Origin of the sequence: Natronomonas salsuginis (assembly GCF_005239135.1) — an archaeon.
Lineage (GTDB): Archaea > Halobacteriota > Halobacteria > Halobacteriales > Haloarculaceae > Natronomonas > Natronomonas salsuginis.
Window position 1 is genome coordinate 139,229 of sequence record NZ_QKNX01000003.1, and the last position, 20,829, is coordinate 160,057.

General features: G+C 67.3%; 20 protein-coding genes. 9 read left to right on the top strand and 11 right to left on the bottom strand.

Translation table 11 applies throughout. The features are described 5' to 3' along the window. Window positions 1-69 precede the first annotated feature (69 nt). Window positions 70-1,368 (bottom strand): TIGR00341 family protein, encoded by a 1,299-nt coding sequence (locus DM868_RS09045; protein ID WP_137276557.1) that lies wholly within the window; start codon window positions 1,366-1,368, stop codon window positions 70-72. 612 nt (window positions 1,369-1,980) lie between these two features. On the opposite strand from DM868_RS09045, the gene engB reads away from it, so the two are divergent. Next, window positions 1,981-2,598 carry a GTP-binding protein EngB gene (engB, locus tag DM868_RS09050; RefSeq protein WP_137276558.1) on the top strand — a complete coding sequence of 206 codons (618 nt, stop codon included), beginning with the start codon at window positions 1,981-1,983 and terminating at the stop codon, window positions 2,596-2,598. Between the two features lie 18 nt (window positions 2,599-2,616). Here engB and DM868_RS09055 read toward each other — a convergent pair whose 3' ends face one another. Then, a complete protein-coding gene (locus tag DM868_RS09055) occupies window positions 2,617-2,985 on the bottom strand; it encodes a DCC1-like thiol-disulfide oxidoreductase family protein (protein WP_137276559.1) in 369 nt (122 codons plus the stop codon). A gap of 272 nt (window positions 2,986-3,257) precedes the next feature. Here DM868_RS09055 and DM868_RS09060 point away from each other — a divergent pair, with 272 nt between their 5' ends. Then, the gene (locus DM868_RS09060) at window positions 3,258-4,271 is read left to right on the top strand and encodes an arsenic resistance protein (protein WP_137276560.1); all 1,014 of its coding nucleotides are present in this window, start codon (window positions 3,258-3,260) and stop codon (window positions 4,269-4,271) included. A 40-nt stretch (window positions 4,272-4,311) separates the two neighbouring features. On the opposite strand, the gene DM868_RS09065 is transcribed toward DM868_RS09060, so the two are convergent. Beyond that, complete coding sequence (locus DM868_RS09065; protein WP_137276561.1) at window positions 4,312-5,586, bottom strand: MFS transporter; 1,275 nt, start codon at window positions 5,584-5,586, stop codon at window positions 4,312-4,314. A 120-nt stretch (window positions 5,587-5,706) separates the two neighbouring features. On the opposite strand from DM868_RS09065, the gene DM868_RS09070 reads away from it, so the two are divergent. The 3 genes from DM868_RS09070 to DM868_RS09080 all read left to right on the top strand — a co-directional run bounded on the left by DM868_RS09070 (window position 5,707) and on the right by DM868_RS09080 (window position 8,049). Beyond that, window positions 5,707-6,033, top strand: a complete 327-nt coding sequence (locus DM868_RS09070; RefSeq protein ID WP_137276562.1) for a transcription factor S — start codon at window positions 5,707-5,709, stop codon at window positions 6,031-6,033. Between the two features lie 115 nt (window positions 6,034-6,148). Next, window positions 6,149-7,414, top strand: a complete 1,266-nt coding sequence (locus DM868_RS09075; protein WP_137276563.1) for a DUF3179 domain-containing protein — start codon at window positions 6,149-6,151, stop codon at window positions 7,412-7,414. Then, the gene (locus DM868_RS09080) at window positions 7,372-8,049 is read left to right on the top strand and encodes a hypothetical protein (protein ID WP_246049049.1); all 678 of its coding nucleotides are present in this window, start codon (window positions 7,372-7,374) and stop codon (window positions 8,047-8,049) included. The genes DM868_RS09075 and DM868_RS09080 overlap by 43 nt, the downstream gene beginning before the upstream one ends. A 4-nt stretch (window positions 8,050-8,053) precedes the next feature. On the opposite strand, the gene DM868_RS09085 is transcribed toward DM868_RS09080, so the two are convergent. Genes DM868_RS09085 through DM868_RS09095 form a run of 3 tightly spaced genes read right to left on the bottom strand, consistent with a single transcriptional unit; the run spans window position 8,054 to window position 9,713 of the window. After that, window positions 8,054-8,785, bottom strand: a complete 732-nt coding sequence (locus DM868_RS09085; RefSeq protein ID WP_137276814.1) for a methyltransferase domain-containing protein — start codon at window positions 8,783-8,785, stop codon at window positions 8,054-8,056. Between the two features lie 38 nt (window positions 8,786-8,823). Beyond that, the gene (locus DM868_RS09090) at window positions 8,824-9,213 is read right to left on the bottom strand and encodes a nascent polypeptide-associated complex protein (RefSeq protein ID WP_137276564.1); all 390 of its coding nucleotides are present in this window, start codon (window positions 9,211-9,213) and stop codon (window positions 8,824-8,826) included. A gap of 38 nt (window positions 9,214-9,251) precedes the next feature. Further along, window positions 9,252-9,713, bottom strand: a complete 462-nt coding sequence (locus DM868_RS09095; protein WP_137276565.1) for a PUA domain-containing protein — start codon at window positions 9,711-9,713, stop codon at window positions 9,252-9,254. Window positions 9,714-9,797: 84 nt separating this feature from the next. On the opposite strand from DM868_RS09095, the gene sppA reads away from it, so the two are divergent. After that, a complete protein-coding gene (sppA, locus tag DM868_RS09100; protein ID WP_137276566.1) occupies window positions 9,798-10,796 on the top strand; it encodes a signal peptide peptidase SppA in 999 nt (332 codons plus the stop codon). Here sppA and dnaJ read toward each other — a convergent pair. Beyond that, window positions 10,793-11,938, bottom strand: coding sequence for a molecular chaperone DnaJ (gene dnaJ, locus DM868_RS09105; RefSeq protein WP_137276567.1), 1,146 nt, complete (start codon window positions 11,936-11,938; stop codon window positions 10,793-10,795). The two genes, sppA and dnaJ, sit on opposite strands and share 4 nt — an antisense overlap. A 136-nt stretch (window positions 11,939-12,074) precedes the next feature. On the opposite strand from dnaJ, the gene DM868_RS09110 reads away from it, so the two are divergent. Then, on the top strand, window positions 12,075-12,272 hold the full coding sequence (locus tag DM868_RS09110) for a DUF7535 family protein (RefSeq protein ID WP_137276568.1): 198 nt from the start codon (window positions 12,075-12,077) through the stop codon (window positions 12,270-12,272). Between the two features lie 263 nt (window positions 12,273-12,535). Here the strand turns inward: DM868_RS09110 and dnaK are convergent, their stop codons facing one another. Both dnaK and DM868_RS09120 read right to left on the bottom strand, forming a co-directional pair. Beyond that, on the bottom strand, window positions 12,536-14,431 hold the full coding sequence (gene dnaK, locus DM868_RS09115) for a molecular chaperone DnaK (RefSeq protein WP_137276569.1): 1,896 nt from the start codon (window positions 14,429-14,431) through the stop codon (window positions 12,536-12,538). Window positions 14,432-14,565: 134 nt separating this feature from the next. Further along, window positions 14,566-15,222 carry a nucleotide exchange factor GrpE gene (locus tag DM868_RS09120; protein ID WP_137276570.1) on the bottom strand — a complete coding sequence of 219 codons (657 nt, stop codon included), beginning with the start codon at window positions 15,220-15,222 and terminating at the stop codon, window positions 14,566-14,568. Window positions 15,223-15,310: 88 nt separating this feature from the next. Between DM868_RS09120 and DM868_RS09125 the strand changes: the two genes are divergently transcribed. Next, window positions 15,311-16,660, top strand: coding sequence for a DEAD/DEAH box helicase (locus DM868_RS09125; protein ID WP_137276571.1), 1,350 nt, complete (start codon window positions 15,311-15,313; stop codon window positions 16,658-16,660). 12 nt (window positions 16,661-16,672) lie between these two features. Here the strand turns inward: DM868_RS09125 and DM868_RS09130 are convergent, their stop codons facing one another. Further along, window positions 16,673-18,592 (bottom strand): beta-CASP ribonuclease aCPSF1, encoded by a 1,920-nt coding sequence (locus tag DM868_RS09130; protein ID WP_137276572.1) that lies wholly within the window; start codon window positions 18,590-18,592, stop codon window positions 16,673-16,675. 209 nt (window positions 18,593-18,801) lie between these two features. On the opposite strand from DM868_RS09130, the gene DM868_RS09135 reads away from it, so the two are divergent. Next, on the top strand, window positions 18,802-19,284 hold the full coding sequence (locus tag DM868_RS09135; protein ID WP_137276573.1) for a hypothetical protein: 483 nt from the start codon (window positions 18,802-18,804) through the stop codon (window positions 19,282-19,284). 51 nt (window positions 19,285-19,335) lie between these two features. Here DM868_RS09135 and DM868_RS09140 read toward each other — a convergent pair whose 3' ends face one another. Continuing rightward, window positions 19,336-20,772 carry a single-stranded-DNA-specific exonuclease RecJ gene (locus DM868_RS09140; protein ID WP_137276574.1) on the bottom strand — a complete coding sequence of 479 codons (1,437 nt, stop codon included), beginning with the start codon at window positions 20,770-20,772 and terminating at the stop codon, window positions 19,336-19,338. Between the last annotated feature and the right edge of the window lie 57 nt (window positions 20,773-20,829).

Below are 20,829 nucleotides of genomic sequence, written 5' to 3' on the forward strand. Positions count from 1 at the left end.
GGGATCGGCCGTATAGACGACGGAGAGTCAAACGGCCGTTTGAGTCATGCGGGACACCGATCACCGCGGTCAGCCCGCGCGCTCTATTTCGACGTACAACACCTGCACGTCCGCGTCGATCCCGTGGTCGGTCCCGAGTCGGCGTTCGATGTCCGTCGCCAAGCCGCGCCGTGGAGCGTCCGGCGGGACGCCGACCGTGACGATGACCTCGGTGGGGCGATGAAAGAGGAAGTCGTCGGTTTGCGTCTGAACGTCGAGTTCGATGAGTTCGGCGTTCGAGTAGGCCGGATCCTCGAGTTCCGTGGCGACGCCGTCGCGGATCTCCTGTTCGGTCTGAGCGATCTGGTAGGAGTCGTAGGTGACGCCGCCGAGGAACACCGACAACAGCGCGATGGCGAAGACGAGGACGGCGACGCGCTTCAGCGTCGCCATCCTGGCGCGGTCGTGTCTGAAGAACTGCTCGGGACGGTACCCGGCGTACCACAGCACGACGAGCGCGGCGAGATTGATCGAGAGGACGTTGACCGCGACGAGGACGCCCGACCCGACCGCGAGCGCCGGGTTGCCGTAGGCGATCCCGATCCCGACCGTCGCGGCGGGCGGGATCAACGCGACGGCGATCATGACGCCGACGAGCGCCGACGAGACGCCGGTCATCAGGCTCACGGCACCGGCGATCCCCGCGCCGATCGCGACCGCGAGCGAGAGCACGCTCGGCGAGAGCCGCTCGGCGACTTCAGAGAGCGTGAGCGGGTCCAGCCCCGGCGGCACGAGGTTCGTCAGTTTGACGAACATCGCGAAGACCGTCGCGGACGCGACCGCGAGTACGACCCCGAAGAGTTGGAGGCCGACGCCTCGGCGGAACAGCTCTCCGTCGTCGATGACGCTCCCGACGGCAGCGGCCATCGCCGGTCCGATGAGCGGCGCGATCACCATCGAGCCGACCACGGTCGCGGGGGAGTCAAGCAGGAGTCCGGCCGTTGCGATCACCGCCGAAACAACGGTCATGATGATGTACGTCGGCAGCGCGGCAGCGAGTTCCTCCGCACGGGACTCCAGCTCTTGGCGCGCGATTCGCTCCTCGTTTTCTTCTTTCCCGGCGTACTCCTCGGTGAGCGCCTCGAACCGCTCGGACTCGACCGTCTCGGCGCTGATGACGACGGTGTACGCCTCCCGTTCGAGGCCGACGTTCCGGAGCTGTTCGAGTACCGGCTCGACGGCGCTCGTCGGCAGCGGGAAGTACGCGACGGCGGTGTACCCTCGCCCGCTGGTCTCGTCGGTGACGACGTAGTCGATCCCCTCCTCGTCCAGGAGTCTCAGGACGGTTTGGCGTTTCCCGGTTGGGATCGTCACTTGAACGAGTCGCACGCCGTAGGCGTCGCTCCCCGAGCCGATAAACCCAACCGTTCGGTGGGCTTCACGAACCGGACGCGGACCGTGGCGGCACAACGGCTAGGTGGACGGCGGACACATCGTCGCACACGTCCATCGAGTTCGAGCGGTCGGCCGACGAAGCGCGTTTCAAGAGTCCCCTCGAGGAGTTCGAGACGGTGTCCGAGGAGATCGGGCACCGGAGCGATCCGCTGACGGGGCGCAGCGTCAGAGTCGTCCCACAGACGGCTCCGAACCCCGATCCGGACGGCGCGCCGGAGCCCGAAATCGGCGACGTGGCGTGGATCGCGCCGTTCGCCCCGCTGGGGCAGTGGCACGTCGCCGGCGTCGCCGACGCGACCGGGCTGTTGGACCCGGAGGAAAGAGCCGTCGAGGACGTCGCGACCAGGATCGCGAACGTGCTCGACTACTCTAAACGGTACACGATCAGCGGACGATCGACGCTGCGCCCGAAACGTGCACCCTCGAGGTCGCGGCGCACTTCGAGTAGCCGCGCGGCGCATAGCCGGGGGCGATCGGCCCGGTCGATCGAACCGTCCGAATCCACCGGATCGGTCGGCTTATACGCGTCACCGGCCAACGGCGGGTATGTTCGAGACGCGCCCCGACCGCGACGCCGAGGTGGTCCTCATCGGGCGGTCCAACGTGGGCAAGTCGACGCTGATGCGAGAGATCACGGGTCACACGTTCGACACGGGCGGCAAGCCGGGCGTCACAAAGAAGCCGAACCATTACGACTGGTCGTCGGAAGACTTCGTCATCACCGACCTCCCCGGCTTCGGGTTCATGTCCGGCGTCCCCGACGACGTCCGCGAACGGATCAAAACCGACGTGGTGCGATACATCGAGGCGAACGCCGAGAAGATCCTCGTCGGGATCTTGGTCGTGGACGGCAAGTCCGTGATCGACATCATCGACCGACACTCCGGGCCGGACGAGATCCCCCACGACGTCGAGATGTTCGGCTTCCTCCAGGAGCTCGAAATTCCCGCGGTCGTCGCGGTCAACAAGATGGACAAGGTCGACGACCGCGACGAGCGCCTCGACGCGCTGGCCGAACGGCTCGGCCTCTACACCCCGTGGCAGCAGTTCGCCGAGACCATCGCACCGGTCTCGGCGAAGCGCGGATCGGTCGACCCGCTCAACGAGGCCGTCCGAGAGCACCTCCACGAGGCGAAGCGAGACGACCTGTTCAAGTTCTTCTGACGGTCGTCGCCACGCTGGCTAGTTTTCTGGCCGATCCTTCGAGAGGAACTGTCCCCACAGATCGCGGCGGTCCGCGATCTCCCGATAGGCCCGCTCGCGAAACCGCTCGTAATCCTCGAACTGGCCGAGAAATCGGGTCAGATCGCGCGTTCCCGGCGGCACGTCGGCCCGCGCGAACGTCTGTTCGGCCGCCGCGCCGCAGGAGTAGACCGCCTCGTCGGTCAACAGGTGCACACACGACTCGTAGTCGTCGGGGAGTCGCGCGCGCTGGTCGTCGGTGAGATCGGAAAAGCCGACCAACTCCAGGTCGGTTCGCCGTCCGAAGTAGTCGGCCCACCAGGTGCAGAATCCACAGTCGTCGTCGTAGACGAGCACGTCGCCGCTCATGCGCACTCGTTACACCGCGAGACTCATATGTACCCCGGAACGATCGCGCACAATCGCGCCCGCGCCGCCGGGTCCGTCGGTTCCTCACCGCGGTCGATCGGCGGGACCGGTCCGGAGTCCGACCGGAACGTTTGTGTATTGTGCAATATATACAATACACTAATGAGCCACGTAGCGCGAAGACGAAGGAACGGCCGTCGGAAGACGCTCCCGACTCGGGAGCATCTCCCGGCACGATCCATCGCCGAACCGTCCCGACGGGGGGATCTCGGATGATCGGTGGCGCGCTCCGATATCTGAAGTCGAAACTCATCTACGTCGTCGTCGGATCGCTCGCCGCCGGCCTCCTCATCGGGCAGTTCATCGGGACGACGACGCAGTCCCTTCTGCAGGCCGCGATCATCCCGGTGCTGTTCGTGATGATCTATCCGATGATGATCACCATCGATCTCCGGGAAGTGCTCTCGATCAGAGAGCACTTTGGACCGGTCGGCGCGAGTTTGCTCGTCAACTTCGGGATCGCGCCGCTCGTCGCGATCGGTCTCGCGCGGCTCTTTTTCGCCGGGGACCCCGCCTACGCTATCGGCCTCTACCTGATCGCGCTCATCCCGACGTCCGGGATGACCGCCGCGTGGACCGGCTTAGCCGGCGGGGACCTGGAGGCGGCGCTGGTCGCGATCGCGGCCAATCTGGTCGCCGCCGTGTTCGTCCTCCCGGTGTATCTCTCGGTGCTCGTCGGCGGCGACGTCGGGTTCGATCCGAACGCGCTCTATCGACAGCTGGCCATCGTCGTCGCGATCCCGATGGTCGCCGGCAATCTGACGCGGCGGCTCCTCCTGCGACGATACGGCGACGAGGGGTTCAAACGACTCAAGCCGACGTTCGGTGGCGTCTCCTCGTTCGGCGTGATGTTGATCGTCTTCATCGCGATGGCGATTCGCTCCGAGAGCATCCTGGCCGATCCGATCGCGTCGGCGCTCACGATCGTTCCGCTGGTAGCATTCTACGCGATCGTGCTCGCGGTCGGAGCCGGAATCGGCCGAGCGCTCCTCGCCGAGCCGCAGTCGGTCGCGCTCGTGTACGCGACGAGCATGCGGAACCTCTCGATCGCGCTGGCCATCGCGGCCGCTCCCGGGTTCCCGCCCGCGGAATCGGTCCTACCGATCGCGCTCGCGTATCTCGTCCAGCCGCCGCTGGGCGCGGTGTACATGCAGTACCGGCGCGATTTCGTCGACGAGGACCGAAGCCTCGTCGCCGCGTTCCAAGCGCGGATGCCCCGATTGTGACCGGTTACGGATCGATCTCCGCGACGGGACGACCCGCCCCTCACGACAAAAGCGTCGGCGAAACCGCCCCGTCGAGCGTCTCCTCGACCTGCGTGGCGACGAGGACGAGCGCCGCGATGGCGAGGACGGCCCCGACGGCGAAGGGAACCACGAACCCGTAGGCGAACAGCGCCCCCGACGCCAGCGGCCCGACGGCCGTTCCGAGCCCGAACGCCATCGTCAACACCGATAGCGTCGTCCCCGACTCGCCCTCCGTGGCGAGGTCGCCGGCCACCGCGAGCGCGGGGGCGAACACCATCGCCACCGAGACGCCGTGAACCAATCGCGCGACGAGCATCGTCCACGGCGACGTGACGAGCCCCTGTGCCAACACCGCTGGCGCGAGGAGGACGAGTCCCCAAACCAAGAAGGGCTTTCTGCCGAACCGGTCGGCGGCGCGTCCGATCGGCACCTGGAAGGCGACGTTCGCGATGACGACCGCAGAGAACTGGATCCCGAACCACGTCGGCCCCTGGTCGAGTCTGGCGTTGATCGGCTCCTGCAGCGTCGCGAACAGCGCGATCGAGGTCGCCATGAACAGCGTGCCGACGCCGAGGACGAAGATCGGATCGAGCAGCCGGTCGTCGCCGGTCACCGCGATCGAGAGGTCGTCGCCCGCGTCGGCCGCGGACATTGGCGGTTCCGAGATGAGCACCGTCACGAGCAGAAAGCTCACGAGCGCGCCGAGGACGGCGACGCCGAAGGCGGCGTTGAACCCCGAGAGCGTCACGTCGAAGAGTAGCACGTAGGGCCCACGCTGTATCACGAGCCCCGCGACGACCGGCCCGAATCCGAACCCGAGCAGCCGGAACGTGTTGAACACGCCGAAGTTGCCGCCGCGCTCGGCATCGCTTCGAGCGAGGTCGTTGACGAGCGCAATCGTCGTCGGGATGACGAACGCGCCGCCCAGCCCCTGCAACGCTCGCACGACGAGCAGCGCCTCGTAGCTCTCGACGAGCGCGTAGGCGACGCTCGTGACGGCGAGGACGACGAGTCCGAACAGGATGTACACCTTCCGGCGGCCCGTCCGGTCCGAGAGCCGGCCGGTGAAGGGCTGTGCGAAACTGTTCAGGAATCCGAACAGCGACAGCGCGAAGCCGATGAGGAGTTCGATGGTGACGGCGACGCCGAACACCGTGGCTCCCTCGAAGCCGGGGAGCGCGAGTTCGCCGCTCGCGATGTACAGCGGCAGGACGATGATGAGAAACGAGTTCGCGACCGCGTCGGCCATCCGAGCGAACGCCAACACGACGACTCTGCGATCGGTCCCGAACATCCACCGGACGGAAGCGCGGGTGACGTATCACGTTTCCGAAGGGGGCCCGGGATCGGTGGAACGTCACTCGGCGAGCGTGAATCCCGGCCGTTAAATACGCAGCGCGACTGAACTCCCGGTATGGAATTTTGCGACGAGTGCGGTTCGATGATGCACAGCCAGGACGGGTTCTGGGTGTGCGGATCCTGCGGATTCGAGAAGGAGCGCGACGCCGACAGCGAAGCCGGAATGGTCACGACGGAGGGCCAAGACACCGACAGCGGCCCCGTCGATATGTCCGACGTGGACGACGCCGAGATCGGGCCGACGACGGCGGTCCACTGCCCGGAGTGCGGCCACGACAGAGCGCGCTACGAGATGAAGCAGATCCGCGCCGCCGACGAGTCCGAAACCCGGTTTTTCACCTGCGTGGAGTGCGGCAAGAAGTGGCGCGAGGACGACCACTAGCGGCCCGGCGACGTTCGATCTGAGCGCCGGAATCGGACCGAACCGTTTCGCCCTCGTGTGACACCAACACACAATCGCTGAGGGCTTATCACCGGTTCTCGCCACTAGTCCGGCGATGAGCTACACGCGACGGGGGGTCCTGGGATCGCTCGCTGGGGGAGCGTCGGGAGCCGTTGCCGGCTGTCTCGGCCGGTCGCGTGACCCGCCCGAGGACGGTTCCGCGGTGACCGGCACACCGGAACCGACACCTGGGTCCCAGACGAGCGACGAACCACTCGTCGATCTCGGCGTCCCGTGTACCGGCCCCGAGGGGGTCGTCGATCTCTCCGGCGGCCGTCCGGCAACCGAGTTCGAGCGCGCGGCGGCCACGCCGACGGCCGAGTACGCCGACGGGGAGATCCCGCTCCGGGAAACGGCGCTTCATCTCGGACACGAGCTGACGAAGCTCGCCGATCACGACATGAGCGGCGGGGTCAATCACGATGGCATCCCCTCGATCGACGCCCCTCGCTTCGCCCGAGGCGACGAGATCGAGCTCCCGGGCTGTGCGCGCGTCTTCGGCGTCGACCTCGACGGCGACGTGCGGGCGTATCCGCAGCGGATCCTCGTCCGCCACGAGATCGTCAACGACGTGATCGGCGGCGAACCGGTCGCAGTGACGTACTGTCCGTTGACTGGGACGGCGCAGGGGTTCTATCGCGGGGGCGTCGAGTTCGGCGTCTCCGGGCAGCTCGTCAACTCGAACCTCGTCATGTGGGACCGTCACCGCGACGTCCGTTGGTCGCAGGTCGCCGCGACCGCGTTCGAGGTCGGCGACCAGCGGGGCAGCGACGACGGCGGGCTGTTGGGGCGGTCGCTTCGGGAGTTCCGGCTGTTCTGGACGACGTGGAACCGCTGGCTGAGCCGTCACCCGGACACCCTCGTCATGACCGAAGAGACCGGCCTCGCGCGGAACTACAACCGCGATCCGTACGGCTCCTACGGGCCGCCGGTCTCGGGACACTACGCGCCCGGGGAGCCGCGACGACCGAACTTTCCGCTGTTGACCTACGACGAGGCGGACGAGAAGCGAGTGGTCGTCGGCGCGAGAACCCCCGACGGGGCGGTCGCCTTCGACAAGCGGGCGCTGATGGAGTCGTCGGTCCTGACCGGTGCGATCGGTGACACGCCGGTCGTCGCGGTGGCCGATCGGGAGCTGGCGGTCGGCTACGTCTACGCGAACCCCGAAGGAGTCGAGGTCGAACCGGACGGCGACGAGTACGCGGTCGACGGTCGGACGGCACCGCCCGACGGGCTGCCGCTCGATCGACTCGACGCGTTCGACGCCATGTGGTTCGCGTGGTACGGGTTCTATCCGGACACCGACCGGGTGGGGATCTGACGATGCCGGCGGGCGAGGACACCGGACGCCGGAAGCCGCCCCCGCCGCGAACGGCGCCGATCGGCTGGCTCGGCAGCCTGTTCGCGAGGACCGGCGTCGCCGTCCGGGGGGCGCTCGGTCGGCGCGACGGGCGCGCGGTGCTACTCGCCGCGACCGGCCTCTATCTCGGCACGTACCTGTGGGCGCTCAGACACCTGACGCTGTCGGGGACCGGCGGCGTCGACGTGTTCATCGTCGACGATCCGGTCAGGACGGCGCTGATTCGGCGGTCGCCGTTTCTCTTCGAACCGGTCGCCGTCGTCGAGGCCGGGGCGATCGTTTACCTCCTCAGCCCCGTCAACGTCGCGATCGGGCTCGCGCTCGGCCTCCTGGTCGGCGCGACGCTCGCCGTCTCCGTCGTCTCCTGGCGCGGGCCGGACGCCTGTCGGATCGGTGCCGGCGCGGGGACGACGGCGGGCCTCCCGGGACTCCTCTCGGGGGTCGCCTGCTGTGGGCCGCAGCTGCTCGTCGTGATCGGGGCGCAGGCCTCGGCCGGGCTCGTCGCCGCGCTGCAGTGGATGGTGCCGCTCGCGGTCGCGTCGCTCGTGGGAACGTTGTTGTGGGTTGGGAGTCGGGTTCGGATCGACCCCGCGTGATCGCTCACTCGAACGAGGGCAGAAAACGCGCGAAGGTGAGGTAGCCGGTGTGGCCGACGCCAGCGGTCGAGGGCCGGGAACCACGGTCGTCGAAATCCATCCGGCGCTGAATCGTCTCCAGCGTCTCGATCTCGGCGAGGCCGGCCGAGCGCGCCGCCGCGACGCACTCGCGGGTCGACTCGACGAACGGCGAGTAGACGGCGAGGAAGCCGCCGGGGGCCAGCAGGTCGGGCGCGCGCTCGACGGCCGCGGGCGCGTCACCGGTGTCGAGCGTGAGCAGATCGAACCCGCCATCGAGCTCGTCGAGCGCCTCAGTCAGATCGCCCGTCCGGACGTCGACGAGGGTGGAGACGCCCGCCGTCTCCATGTTCTGTCGAGCGACGTCGGCGAACTCGGGGTCACGCTCGTAGGTCGTCACCTCGACGCCGAGGCGGCCGAGATACGCCGACAACACGCCGGTTCCGGTGCCGGCGTCGAGGGCGCGATCTCCCGATGCGACGCCGGTGTGGCCGATGACGAGGCCGATGTCGCGAGGCATCATCGGCGCGCCGGTCCGTTCGAGGTGGTCGAACAGGTCGGGGCCGCGGAGCCGACGGACCTCGAACGGCTCGCCCAGATGCGTCTCGACGACCGTCCCAGGGGTCACGTCCGCCGGCAAGTCGAGGATGCCGAGATCAGTTTCCTGAGTGTCGCCCGGCGCGAGCAAGAACTCGCGGGATCCGCGCACGACGAGCACTCGGCGGTCGGTTTGCCCCGCGTCGCTATCGGCCCCCGTCACTCCAGTTTCTGGACGGCCGCGGCGAGGTCGCCCGTCTCCTCAAGCGCCTCGCGGGCCTCGGCCTCGGACGCGCCGGTCCGCATGGCGACGATCTCGACGTCGTCGTCGGAGAATCCGCTCTCGGAGTCCGAATCCGAATCGGCGTCGATGGCGGCGGCCGCATCGCCGCCCTCGCCGCGCGGTCGGGACTCCGGTTCGCCGACGATCTGGTAGGTCTGTTGGCCTTGGGCGTCCATCCGCTGCACGTCGGCGTCGTGGAAGACGAGGTCCTCATCCGCGGTTCGGATGATGACCTCCTCGGCGTCGATGTCCTCGAGGTCGATTCCCATCTGATTCATCATCTGCTTCATATTGCGCGGGTTCAACCCGCCGCCTCCTCCAAACATACCTCTACGGACGGGCGGGCCGCGCAAAAAGCCTGATGTTACGGCTCTTCGATCCCGTCCCGAACTTTCACCGCCATGCCGGTGTCGAAATCGATCATCGCGTCAGCCGATAGTTCCGCACGACCGACAGCGATCAACCCGCCGTCTTCGTGTTCGACCAGCACCTCGTCGCCCGGACGGACCTGGGAGTCGACCTCGCGGACGAACTTCGCGAAGACGTTCTTGCCGTCGCGGACGAACGGCTCGCTATCGTCACCGACGACGACCCGGTACGCCGGCGCGTCGAGGACGCGCTGGAGCCGCCGACCGCCGGCCGCGCCGAGGGTGAACCGGCCGTCGGTACTGTACGAGACGACGCGCTCGCCGTCGGCAAGGATCTGCTGTGGCCGGCCCGACCCGGTCCGCTGGACGACCACCTCGCCGTCGAAGAGCGCCCGGCCGGCACCAGCTCCGAACTGGTAGTCGGCGACCGTCGCGAGCGCGTCGATGTCGCTTGCCATGTCCGATCGTCGGCGGCGGATCCAATACGGCTTTCGAATCTCGCACTCCCACACTTAACAGCGTCCGGACCGTCGGTACGCCCGATGAACGGACTCAACACCGCAGGTCGGCTCGCGATCGCTCTCGTCGTGGGGCTCCTCGCGGCCGCCGTCGGCTGGATGTTGTTCGTCGCGTTCCCGACGAGCACGGCCGAGTTGTTCGGCGTCCTCCTCGCCATCGGAGTCGCCGTCGGAGGACTCCGGTTCGGCGGGTCAATCGCGCAGAGCGTCTTTCCGGCGTACAACGCCGTCGAAGTCGCAGTTGAGGGGGCGATCACCCGCGACGGGGGCGGCGGGATCCCGATCCGGGCGCCCGGATCGGCGAGCGCCGACGACATCGTCGAGCTGATCGAGGAGGCCGACGCCGACGAGAACGCCGAGGCGCTCGTCCTCAAACTGAACACGCCGGGCGGGGCGGTCGTCCCGAGCGACGACATCCGACTCGCCGCGAGGGCGTTCGACGGCCCGACGGTCGCGTACACGACCGACGTCTGCGCTAGCGGCGGCTACTGGATCGCGAGCGGCTGTGACGAGCTGTGGGCCCGCGAGGGGAGCATCGTCGGCTCGATCGGCGTCCGCGGGTCGCGCATGACCGCTTCGGGACTGCTCGAGAAGGCTGGACTGAAGTACGAACAGCTGACCGCGGGGGAGTACAAGGAGGCCGGCAGCCCGTTCAGCGAGCTCTCCGACGACGAGCGCGCGTACCTCCAGGGGATCATCGACGACTACTACGAGCAGTTCGTCGAGACGGTCGCCGAGGGGCGCGACGCCGACCCCGAAACGCTGCGCGACACCGAGGCGCGAGTATTTCTCGGCGAGGAAGCCGCGGAGATGGGGCTGGTCGATCAGCTCGGAACGCGCGAGGACGTCGAGACGCGGCTCGAAGAGCTGCTCGGATCGGCGGTCGAAACGACCGAACTAAAGCCGTCGGTCGGCCTCGGCGAACGTCTTCGGGGCGGGGCACAGGGCGTTGCCTACGCGTTCGGAGCCGGAATCGCCGCCCGCTTCGACGATCCGAGCGGAGAGTTCCGGTTCCGCCTCTAAAAGCTCCGTTTCAGCTTCTCGAAGAACCCTTTTTCGACGTCGATCTCCTCGCCACCGGCCTCGGCGAACGCCTCTAACGCCTCGCGCTGTTCGTCGTTGAGGCTGTCCGGTGTCACGATCCGCACCTGCACATAGAGGTCGCCGTGTCCGCGCCGTCGCAGTCGGGGCATGCCCTTCCCGCGGAGCCGGAACGTCTCGCCGCTTTGGGTGCCGGCCGGCACGTCCATCTCGACGGAGCCGTCGAGCGTCTCGATCTCGACGGTGTCGCCGAACACCGCCTGCGGGAACGAGATCGGGTGTCTGAGCCGGAGGTCGTCGCCGTCGCGCTCGAAGACCTCGTGCTCTTCGATCTGGATTTCGACCAGCAGATCGCCGTTGGGCCCGCCGTTCTCGCCGGGCGCGCCCTCGCCGTCCATCCTGAGGGTCTGCCCGCTCCGGATGCCGCCGGGCACCTCGACCTGTAGGGTCGCCTCGTTTCGGACCTGTCCATCGCCGCGGCAGGTCGAACACGTTTCGGAGTAGATCGTCCCCTCGCCGCCGCACTGCGAGCAGGTCTGGGTCTGTTGGACGCGCCCGAGCGGCGTCTGCTGGACCGTCGTCTGCTGGCCCTGACCGTTACACGCCGAACAGGTCCGCGAGTCGGCGTCGGGCGGATGGCCCGCGCCGTCGCAGTCGGGACAGCGCTCGGGACGGGTGATCGTCAGCTGCTTCGTGACGCCCTCGTAGGCGTCCTCGAGGTCGATCCGAAGGCGGGTCTTGAGGTCGGACCCCTCCCGTGGACCGTTGCGGGAGCGCGACCCGCCGCCGCCGAAGAACTGCTCGAAGATGTCGTTCATCCCGCCCATGCCGCCGCCACCCATACCGCCCATGCCACCCATACCGCCACCGCGCCCGGCGTCGGTCGCGCCGCGCTTGTCGGCCTCCTCGAAGCGGTCGTGACCCATCTGGTCGTACATCTGCCGCTTCTCGTCGTCGAGGAGCACCTCCTTGGCCTTCTGGACCGTCTTGAACTTCTCCTCGGCGTCCGGGTCGTCGGACACGTCGGGATGGTATTCGGCTGCCTTCTTCCGATACGCCCGTCTGATCTCGTCTTCGTCCGCGTCTCGAGAGACGCCGAGGGCCGAGTAGAAGTCCTCGCTCATTCGTTGTCGGGCATAGAGGGTTGAGATACTTGAAAAGAACGGGTCGCGGGCGCCGATACGCCGTCACGACCGAACTGTCGGCGAGACGAGCGCGAGACGCAGTACGATTATGCGCGGCGACGGCGTAGTCTAGGGCATGTCCGATACTGACAACGAGTCACTGATACGGACCGTCACCCCGATAACGCCCAAAGAGACGTCGATCGGCAACAAGATCCTCGACGCCGCCATCGGCATCGGCGCGCTGATCCTCCTGCTGCCGCTGGCCCCGTTCTTGCTGGCGCTGTGGCTGTGGGATCGATTGCAGCACAATAAAGCCGAACGCGGCGAGTAGCCCGTCGAACCGCGGTCGGTGTGGTTCTGTGCCGTCTACCGCGAATGCGGCTTATTGTTCGTCACCACCGACGACAGCGACTTATTCTTCATCATCGTCGTCAACGTCAGCACGCTCGCATCCGCTCGCGTGCTGAGACACCGAAAGACTCGCTACGCTCGGCTTTTGACCCCCGATATTCGGTCGCTCGCTCTCGCTTCACGACCGAATATCGAAACACCGAAAGACTCGCTACGCTCGGCTTTCGAGCCGACGACAGCGACTCATTCGTCGTCGCTGTCGTCGACGTCCTCAAACTCGGCGTCGACGAACTCCTCGTCCGAGTCGTTGCTTTCAGCGCCGCCCATACCGCCAGCGCCGCCCATGCCGCCCATACCGCCGGCACCGGCGCCAGCGCCCTCGGCACCCGCGGCCTGCTGTTGGTACATCTGCTTGCCGATCTCCTGGAGCTCCTCGGCGAGCGCCTCGGTCGCGTCGGTGAGATCCTCTGTCGTCGCCTCCTCGTCCTCGACGACTTCGCGGAGGTCGTCCATCGCGGCCTCGATGTCCGATCGGATCGCGTCGTCGACGGCCTCCTCGTTCTCCTCCAGCAGCGTCTCGGCGCGCTGGAGCGTCGATTCGGCGTCGTTGCGCGCCTCGATGCGCTCGCGGCGCTTTTCGTCCTCCTCGGCGTGCTCCTCGGCCTCGGCCTGCATCCGTTCGACCTCCTCGTCGGAGAGGCCGGCACCGCCCTCGATCGTGATGTCCTCCTTGTTGCCGGAGCCTTGATCCTCCGCGGAGACGTTCACGATGCCGTTCTCGTCGATGTCGAAGGTGACCTCGATCTGCGGCGTCCCGGCGGGGGCCGGCGGGATGCCGGTGAGCTGGAACGCGCCGAGCAGTTCGTTCTCCTCGGCGATCTCGCGTTCGCCCTGGAAGACGCGGATGTTGACCGAGGTCTGGTTCGGCGCGGCAGTCGTGAACACCTTCGAGGCGTCCGTCGGGATGGTCGTGTTCTTGTCGATGAGCCGCTCAAAGAGCCCGCCCTTTACCTCGATCCCGAGGCTGAGCGGGGTCACGTCGAGCAGGACGATGTCGTCGACATCGCCCGCGAGAACGCCGCCCTGGATCGCCGCGCCGAGCGCGACGGCCTCGTCGGGGTTGACGTTCTTCTTCGGGGTCTGCCCCGTGAGTCCCTCGACTTTCTCTTGGACCTGCGGCATCCGCGTCGAGCCGCCGACGAGGATCACCTCGTCGATGTCGCCCTTCGAGTAGCCGGCGTCCGCGAGGGCCTGTTCGGTCGGGCCGACCGTCCGGTCGACGAGGTCGCTCGTGAGCGACTCGAACTTCGCGCGGGAGAGCTTCTCCTCGAGGTTGAGCGGCCCCTCGTCGGTGGCGGCGATGAACGGGAGGTTGATCGTCGTCTCTTTTCGCGAGGAGAGTTCGATCTTCGCCTCCTCGGCGGCCTCGGTCAGCCGCTGGAGCGCCTGTCGATCCTCACGGAGGTCGATCCCGTGTTCCTCTTCGAACGACTCGGCGAGGTAGTCGATGATCGCCTCGTCCCAGTCGTCGCCGCCGAGATCGTTGTCCCCGTTCGTCGCGACGACCTCGTAGACCCCGCCGCCCAAATCGAGCACCGAGACGTCAAAAGTACCGCCGCCGAGGTCGTAGACGAGGACGGTCTGCTCGGAGTCGTCGTCGAGGCCGTACGCCATCGCCGCCGCCGTCGGCTCGTTGACGATCCGCTCGACCTCGAAACCGGCGATCTCGCCGGCGTTCTTCGTTGCCTGGCGCTGGCGGTCGTTGAAGTACGCCGGCACCGTGATGACCGCCTTCTCGATCTCGTCGCCGAGGTACTCCTCGGCGTCGCGTTTGATCTTCTGGAGGATCATCGCCGAGATCTGCTCGGGCGTGTACTCGTCGCCACCCACCTCGACGGCGTAGTCGTCCTCGCCCATGTGGCGCTTGATCGACGCGATCGTATCGTCGGGGTTTTGGACGGCCTGGTTCTTGGCCGGCTTGCCGACCAGTCGCTCGCCGTCGTCGCTGAAGGCGACGATCGACGGCGTGGTTCGCTCCCCTTCGCTGTTGACGATGATCTCGGGGTCGCCACCCTCCATCACCGCGAACGCCGAGTTGGTGGTACCGAGGTCGATACCGAGAATCTTGTTAGTCGCCATGTTGCTCGTACCTACCGGACTGAATCGGTTAAAAGTTGCTAGATGCGCCGAGTCGGGGCGAGATACGACGGCACCGCAGTCGGGTGATTTTTAAAAATTGCCGCTTCTCGAACCGAGAGATATAAACAGAACCGCTACTCGTCCGATTCGTCCTGAGGATTGTCCCCGGCGGAGCCGTCGGAGACAGTCACCTGCGCCGTCCGGAGCACCTTACCGGCCATCTCGTAGCCGGGGCGGTGGAGATCCGCGACGGTCCCCTCCGGCTCGCGGCTCTCGACGCGCAACAGGACCTCGTGGCGGTTGGGATCGGTCTCGGTTCCGGGCTCCGGTTCGATCGGTTCGACGCCCTCGCCGTCGAGCACCTCGTCGAGCCCACGGAACGTGGCCTCGACGCCGTCGCGGATGTCGGCGCTCTCGTCCTGTTCGAGTGCTCGTGAGAGGTTGTCACGGACTTCGAGGAGGTCCTCGACGAGCGCCTCGGTCGCGCGGGCCTTCTCGCGCTCGCGGCGCTTCTCTTGGCGCTTCTTGTAGTTTTGGAACTCTGCCTGCTTGCGCTTGAGCCGCGCTTCGAGGTCGTCGCGGTCCGTTCGGAGAGTCGCGACCTCCTCGCGAAGCGTCGCGATCTCCTCGGCGACCGACGCCGATGGTTCGCCTTCGATCCGCGCGGCGATCTCCTCGATCGGCGGGTCGCCACCCGACGGCTCGTTCGGTTCCTCCACATCCCTGGACACCGCCGAGGAATCGTCGGCGGCGGCCGTCGTTTCGACGGCGTCTCCGTCCTCGTCGCTCATGTTCGACGGTACCCGTCGGTGACAATAAGGATTGAGAAACGCGCCCGCCTCCCACCGGAGTTAAGCCGGCCGGCCGCCGACCCTCACCGTGGTCACGCTCCGATACGACGAGGGGACGATTCGGATCGAGGACGCCCCCACGGATGTCGCTCGGCTGTCGTTCGTCGAATCCGATCCGCGCTCGAAGACCCATCGAGCGGCCGCCTACCGGTACCCGTTCGTGCGGCGCATCTGCGTCGACCGCGGACTCCCGCTGGACGATCGCGTGCTCCGAACGGCCGACATCGGCGATCTCAGGACCGAGTACGACCTCCGCGGCTACCAGACAGAGGCGCTCGACGCGTGGCGCGACGCGAACGACCGCGGCGTGATCGAACTCCCGACCGGCAGCGGGAAGACCGTCGTCGCCATCGGCGCGATCGCCGCGCTCGACGTCCCGACGCTCGTCGTCGTTCCGACGATCGACCTCCTCGAACAGTGGCACACCGAACTCGACGCGGAGTTCGGCGAAGCGACCGCGATCGGCCGCCTCGGCGGCGGCACCCAGCGCGTCGAGGCGATCACGGTCTCGACGTACGACTCAGCGTACCTCCGCGCTGACGAGTTGGGCGACCGGTTCGGCCTCGTGATCTTCGACGAGGTCCACCATCTCGGCGGCGAGGGGTACAGAGATATCGCCCGGCTCATGGCCGCGCCCGCTCGCCTCGGCCTCACGGCGACGTTCGAGCGCCCCGACGGCGCACACGGGGCGATCGAGGAACTGGTCGGCGAGGTCGTCTACCGGCTGTCGGCCGACGACCTCGCCGGGGAGCACCTCGCCGACTACGACATCAAGCGGATCGAGGTGGATCTCACGGCCGACGAGCGCGAGACGTACGAGGCCCACCAAGAGACGTTCACCGACTACCTCGCGCAGTCGGGGATCCAGCTCCGCTCCGGCAGCGACTATCAGGAGCTCGTCAAGCGCTCGGGGACGGACCCGAAGGCCCGGGAAGCGCTGCTCGCCAAACAGCGCGCCCGCGAGGTGATGATGAACGCCGAGCGGAAGATCGGCGCGCTCGCCGACGTGTTGGATCGCCACCGCGGGGACCGGATCATCGTCTTCACCGCTTACACCGACCTCGTCTACGAGCTCGCCTCGAAGTTCCTCATCCCGCCGATCACGAACGAGACGGGGGCCGAGGAGCGCCGCGAGATCCTCGATCGGTTCCGCCGCGGCGACTACTCGCGGGTCGTCGCCGCGAACGTACTCGACGAGGGCGTGGACGTCCCCGACGCGAGCGTCGCCGTCGTCCTCTCGGGGTCGGGCAGCGAGCGGGAGTTCACCCAGCGGCTCGGCCGGGTGTTGCGGCCGAAGGCGGATAACGGGAGAGCGATCCTCTACGAGGTCGTCACGAACGAGACGGCCGAAGAACGGGTGTCGCGGCGGCGGCGGTGAGGCGCGCGGCGCCTATTTAAACCGGAACGTTTCGAGGTTCTTCGGCGCGAACGTCCGCATGTTGAACTCGTGGTACAGCGCCGAGGAGAGGTCCTGCACCGACGACTCGTCGCCGTGGACGCAGAGCACTTTCTCGGGACGTGGGTTCATCGTGCGGACGAAGTTCATCAGCCCCTGTCGGTCGGCGTGTCCGGAGAAGCCGTCGACCGTCTCGACGTCCATGTTCAACTGTAGCGTCCCGCGGCCGTTCGCGCGGTCGTTCATCGGGATCTCGTCCCAGCCGTTCTGGATCCGACGGCCGAGCGTCCCCTGCGCCTGGTAGCCGACGAAGACGAGCCGCGAGTCGGCCTCGCCACCGACGTGGTTGAGCCACGACATGATCGGGCCGCCCTCGACCATCCCCGAGGTGGAGATGATGATGCAGGGGCCGCCGTCGGCGACGTCCTGTCGCTCGTCCTCGCCGCCGTCGATGTGGTTGAACTGGTCGGCGAGGAAGGGGTTCTCGTCGTCGTGGAAGATCCGATCGCGGAGGTCGTCGCGGAGGTACTCGGGGTAGGTGGTGTGGATCGCGGTCGCCTCCCAGATCATCCCGTCGAGGTGGACGGGGACCGTCGGGATCTCGCCCTCGCGCATCGCCTCCTCTAAGACGAGCATGATCTCCTGGGAGCGGCCGACCGCGAAGGCGGGGATGAGCACCTTGCCGCCCTCTGTCGTCGTCTCCCGGATGATCTCCTTGAGTTTCCGCTCGGAATCGGCCTGGTCGGTCTGGTAGTCGTTTCGGCCGCCGTAGGTCGACTCCATGACGAGCGTCTCGACGCGCGGGAAGTCGTTGACCGCGCCGTTGAACAGCCGGGTGTCGTCGTAGTGGATGTCGCCCGAGAACGCGACGTTGTAAAGACCGTCCCCGACGTGGAAGTGCGTGACCGCCGAGCCGAGGATGTGCCCGGCGTTGTGGAAGGTGAGCTTCAGATCCGGCGCGATGTCGGTCACGTCGCCGTACTCGATCGGGATGCTGTGTTTGATTGCCTCGCGGACCTGCGCGGACTCGTACGGCGGCGCGCGACCCTCCTTGGCGGCGACGTCGAGGTAATCGAGCGTGAGTAGCCCCATCAGATCGCGGGTCGGCTCGGTGCAGTAGATCGGTCCGTCGTAGCCGTATTTGAACAGCAGGGGAACGAGTGCCGAGTGGTCGAGGTGAGCGTGGGTGAGGACGACGGCGTCGATGTTCGATGCGCCCGCGCCGAGCGCCTCGGGGACCTGCAGATACGGCACTTCGCCCTCCGCGCCGGGTTTGTCGCCGCAGTCGATGAGAACGCGCGTTTCGGGCGTGTTGAGGATGAACGCGGCGCGGCCGACCTCGCGACAGCAGCCGAGCGTCGTGATCCGGACCCACTCGTCGTCGGACAGCTCCTCGCGGTGGATCTGCCGGCCGATGCGTTCGAGGATGTCGCGGCGCTCGTCGCGCTCCTGTTTCAGGAAGTTGCGGACGTTCGAGACGGTCGACGACTCGATCGGCGGCGTTCGAACGACCTCCGGCGTCCACCCGACCTTCTGGGTGATCTCCCGGAGCGTCGAGCCGTGTCGGCCGATAACCATTCCGGGCTTTTGTGCCTCGATGACGACCTCGCCGGTGTCGGCGTGGAAGTCGAGATCGCTGACGCCCGCTTCCTCGGGAATCACGTTCATGATTCGCTCGCGCGCCTCGCTCGGCGGAGCCAACACCTCGGGGTCGGGTCGGACGGTGATCCGCTTTCGGAGCTTCGAGGCGAGCCGACGAATCAGATCGCCGTCGCTCGCGAACTTCTTGGGGTCGCGCGTGTAGACGACCAGCTCCGGGCCCTCGTAGGTCACCTCCGACACGGAAATGTTGTTCGGCACTTCGCTGACGATCGTCGCCTTGATATTGTCGAGTTTCCGCTCTACTGCACTCATACGTTAGAAATCCTTGAATCGGGCTCCGGTCGCTCCGTGTACCGCTCTCGGCGGTGATGGATAGGTTCGCCGACTGCGTAGTGACAACAGGTCATGGATTCGGATCTGCGGTGGCTGTCGTCGAGTGACGGCCGCGGGAGGTAACCGGAAAACCCGCTCGTAATCGACTCTAACCCACTACTCATATAAAACCCTTCGCAAAGAGAGGTATGGAGATCACGGCCGAAACCGTCGCCGAGGAACACGAACGGCTCAGAGCGGACGAAACGATTCCCGAGTTGATAAACGAGACGCGGGACCGACTCGGTCCACTCTTCGGCGTTGAGGTCGAGCACGTCCCCGTCGAGGCGTACCGACGGGAGGTTGACGCGGTCTTCGCCGAGGGCGATCTGGCGGTCAACGTCGCGGCGCTCTGCGCGTTGCTTCGCGATCTCGACTGTGCGGGGGACTACCCCGGCTTCGTCGTCGACGAGTTCCTCGGCCGAAAGCTCGCGGCGACGATCGCGGGCGGCGAGCCGTTCGCGCTCCTCGCGGAGGCGACCTTCCACTTCGCCGATATGCACACTCACGATTCTCCCGATGATACGGCCGGCGCGGACGACCTCGATGCGGCGCTCGCGGCCGGGTTTCAGACGCGGCTGCCGGGGTGGGACTGGACCGACGGGGCGAGTCCGTTCGATTCGATACGGTAGGCGGGTCAGCCGAAGTAGCCGAAGCGAGAGAGATGAGACGACGCGCGACGATTAGTCGAGCTGCTCGCCGACGAGCCGATCGGCGCGTTCGACGAACTCCGGCTCGGTCCCGGCCGGGATCGTCGCCCCCGCGGCGATGTCGTGACCGCCGCCGTCGCCGCCGACCGCGCGCGCGGCCTCGCCCATCGCCGCCGAGAGATCGAGCCCCCGACCGACGAGCGGGCCGGTCCCCCGCGAGGAGACTTTCGTCTCCTCGTCTCCCTTCCGCGCGAACGCGACGATCGGAACGTCTCGCGCGACGCCGTCCGCCCCCATCGACATGCCTGCGATGATGCCGACGATCGTCTCCCGGATCTCGCCGCCGGCGTCGAACCACTGGATGTGCTCCTCGCGGGTGACGCCGTGTTCTTCGACCCACTCGATCCCCTCCGAGAGGTTCCGCCGGTGGTTCGCGAGCAGCTCTTTGGCCCGGTCGAACGCTTCCTCGCGGTCGCCGAGACAGACCGCGAGGCCGACGTCGGCCCGCTCGTAGCGCGCGGTCGCGTTCAGAAGCGTCGAGAACTCGCTGGCGTCGCGGAGTTCCGTGCCGACCGTCTCGCCCGCGAGCACGTAGCTCGTGCCGACGAGCCGGTCGATCTTGAACGCCGGGACGCCGCGCGAGACGGCGTGTTGCACGAGCGCGCTCGCGAGTCGCTGTTTCTCGTCGTCGGTCAGGTCCACCCACTGCTTCCACGCGCCGTCGGCGCGACATTCGACGTCGAGCCCGTCGAGAAAGGAGACGACGCCGCGCTCGTCGTTCGTGATTCCCGGAATGCGAACGTCGGAGGCGTACTCGAGCAGTTTCGGCAGCGGCCGGGTCTGCTTGCCGTATATCGCGAGGTCCGTCGTCTCCTCGAGCGCGCCGGCGGCGACGCCCTCGGCGACGATTCCGGCGTTCGCCCCGTGGAGTTCGCCGTCTGAAGCCTGCATGTCGCCGACCGCGCCGACGACCGCCAGCGCCGCGAGATCCCGGTTGTCGTGGCGCTCGTCGGCGTCCGAGCACGCCGCGAGCGCCCGCGCGAGGACGTAAGTGGTCCCCGCGCCTGACAGCTCCGACGCGCCGTCGATGCCCTCCAACAGTGGATTGAGGTGGAGATCCGTATCCGCCTCGGCGGGGCGGTGGTGGTCGGCGATGACGGGGACGAACGCGCCGTCGCGCTCGTGTTCGGCGATGACGTCGAGCTGTCCGCTGCCGAAGTCGGTGAACAGCACCGTCTCGTACTCGCGGGCGGCGATCGACGCGATGGATTCGGCGTCGAGTTGCTTTTCGAACACCGCCTCGAAGGGGATCGACGCCCGTTCGAGCGCGGTCGCCGCGACCGCCGCGCTCGTCAGGCCGTCGGCGTCGATGTGCGAGGCGAGCAACACGCGATCGGCCGAACACAGCCGCTCGGCGCACGCGTCGGCGCGACTCTGTAACTCCGGGACGGGACCGTCGGCGGCAGCCATACGCCGCAGTAGCGCGCTCTTAGATTTAAACCCCCGCAGCCGTTGCCACGGTCTTTT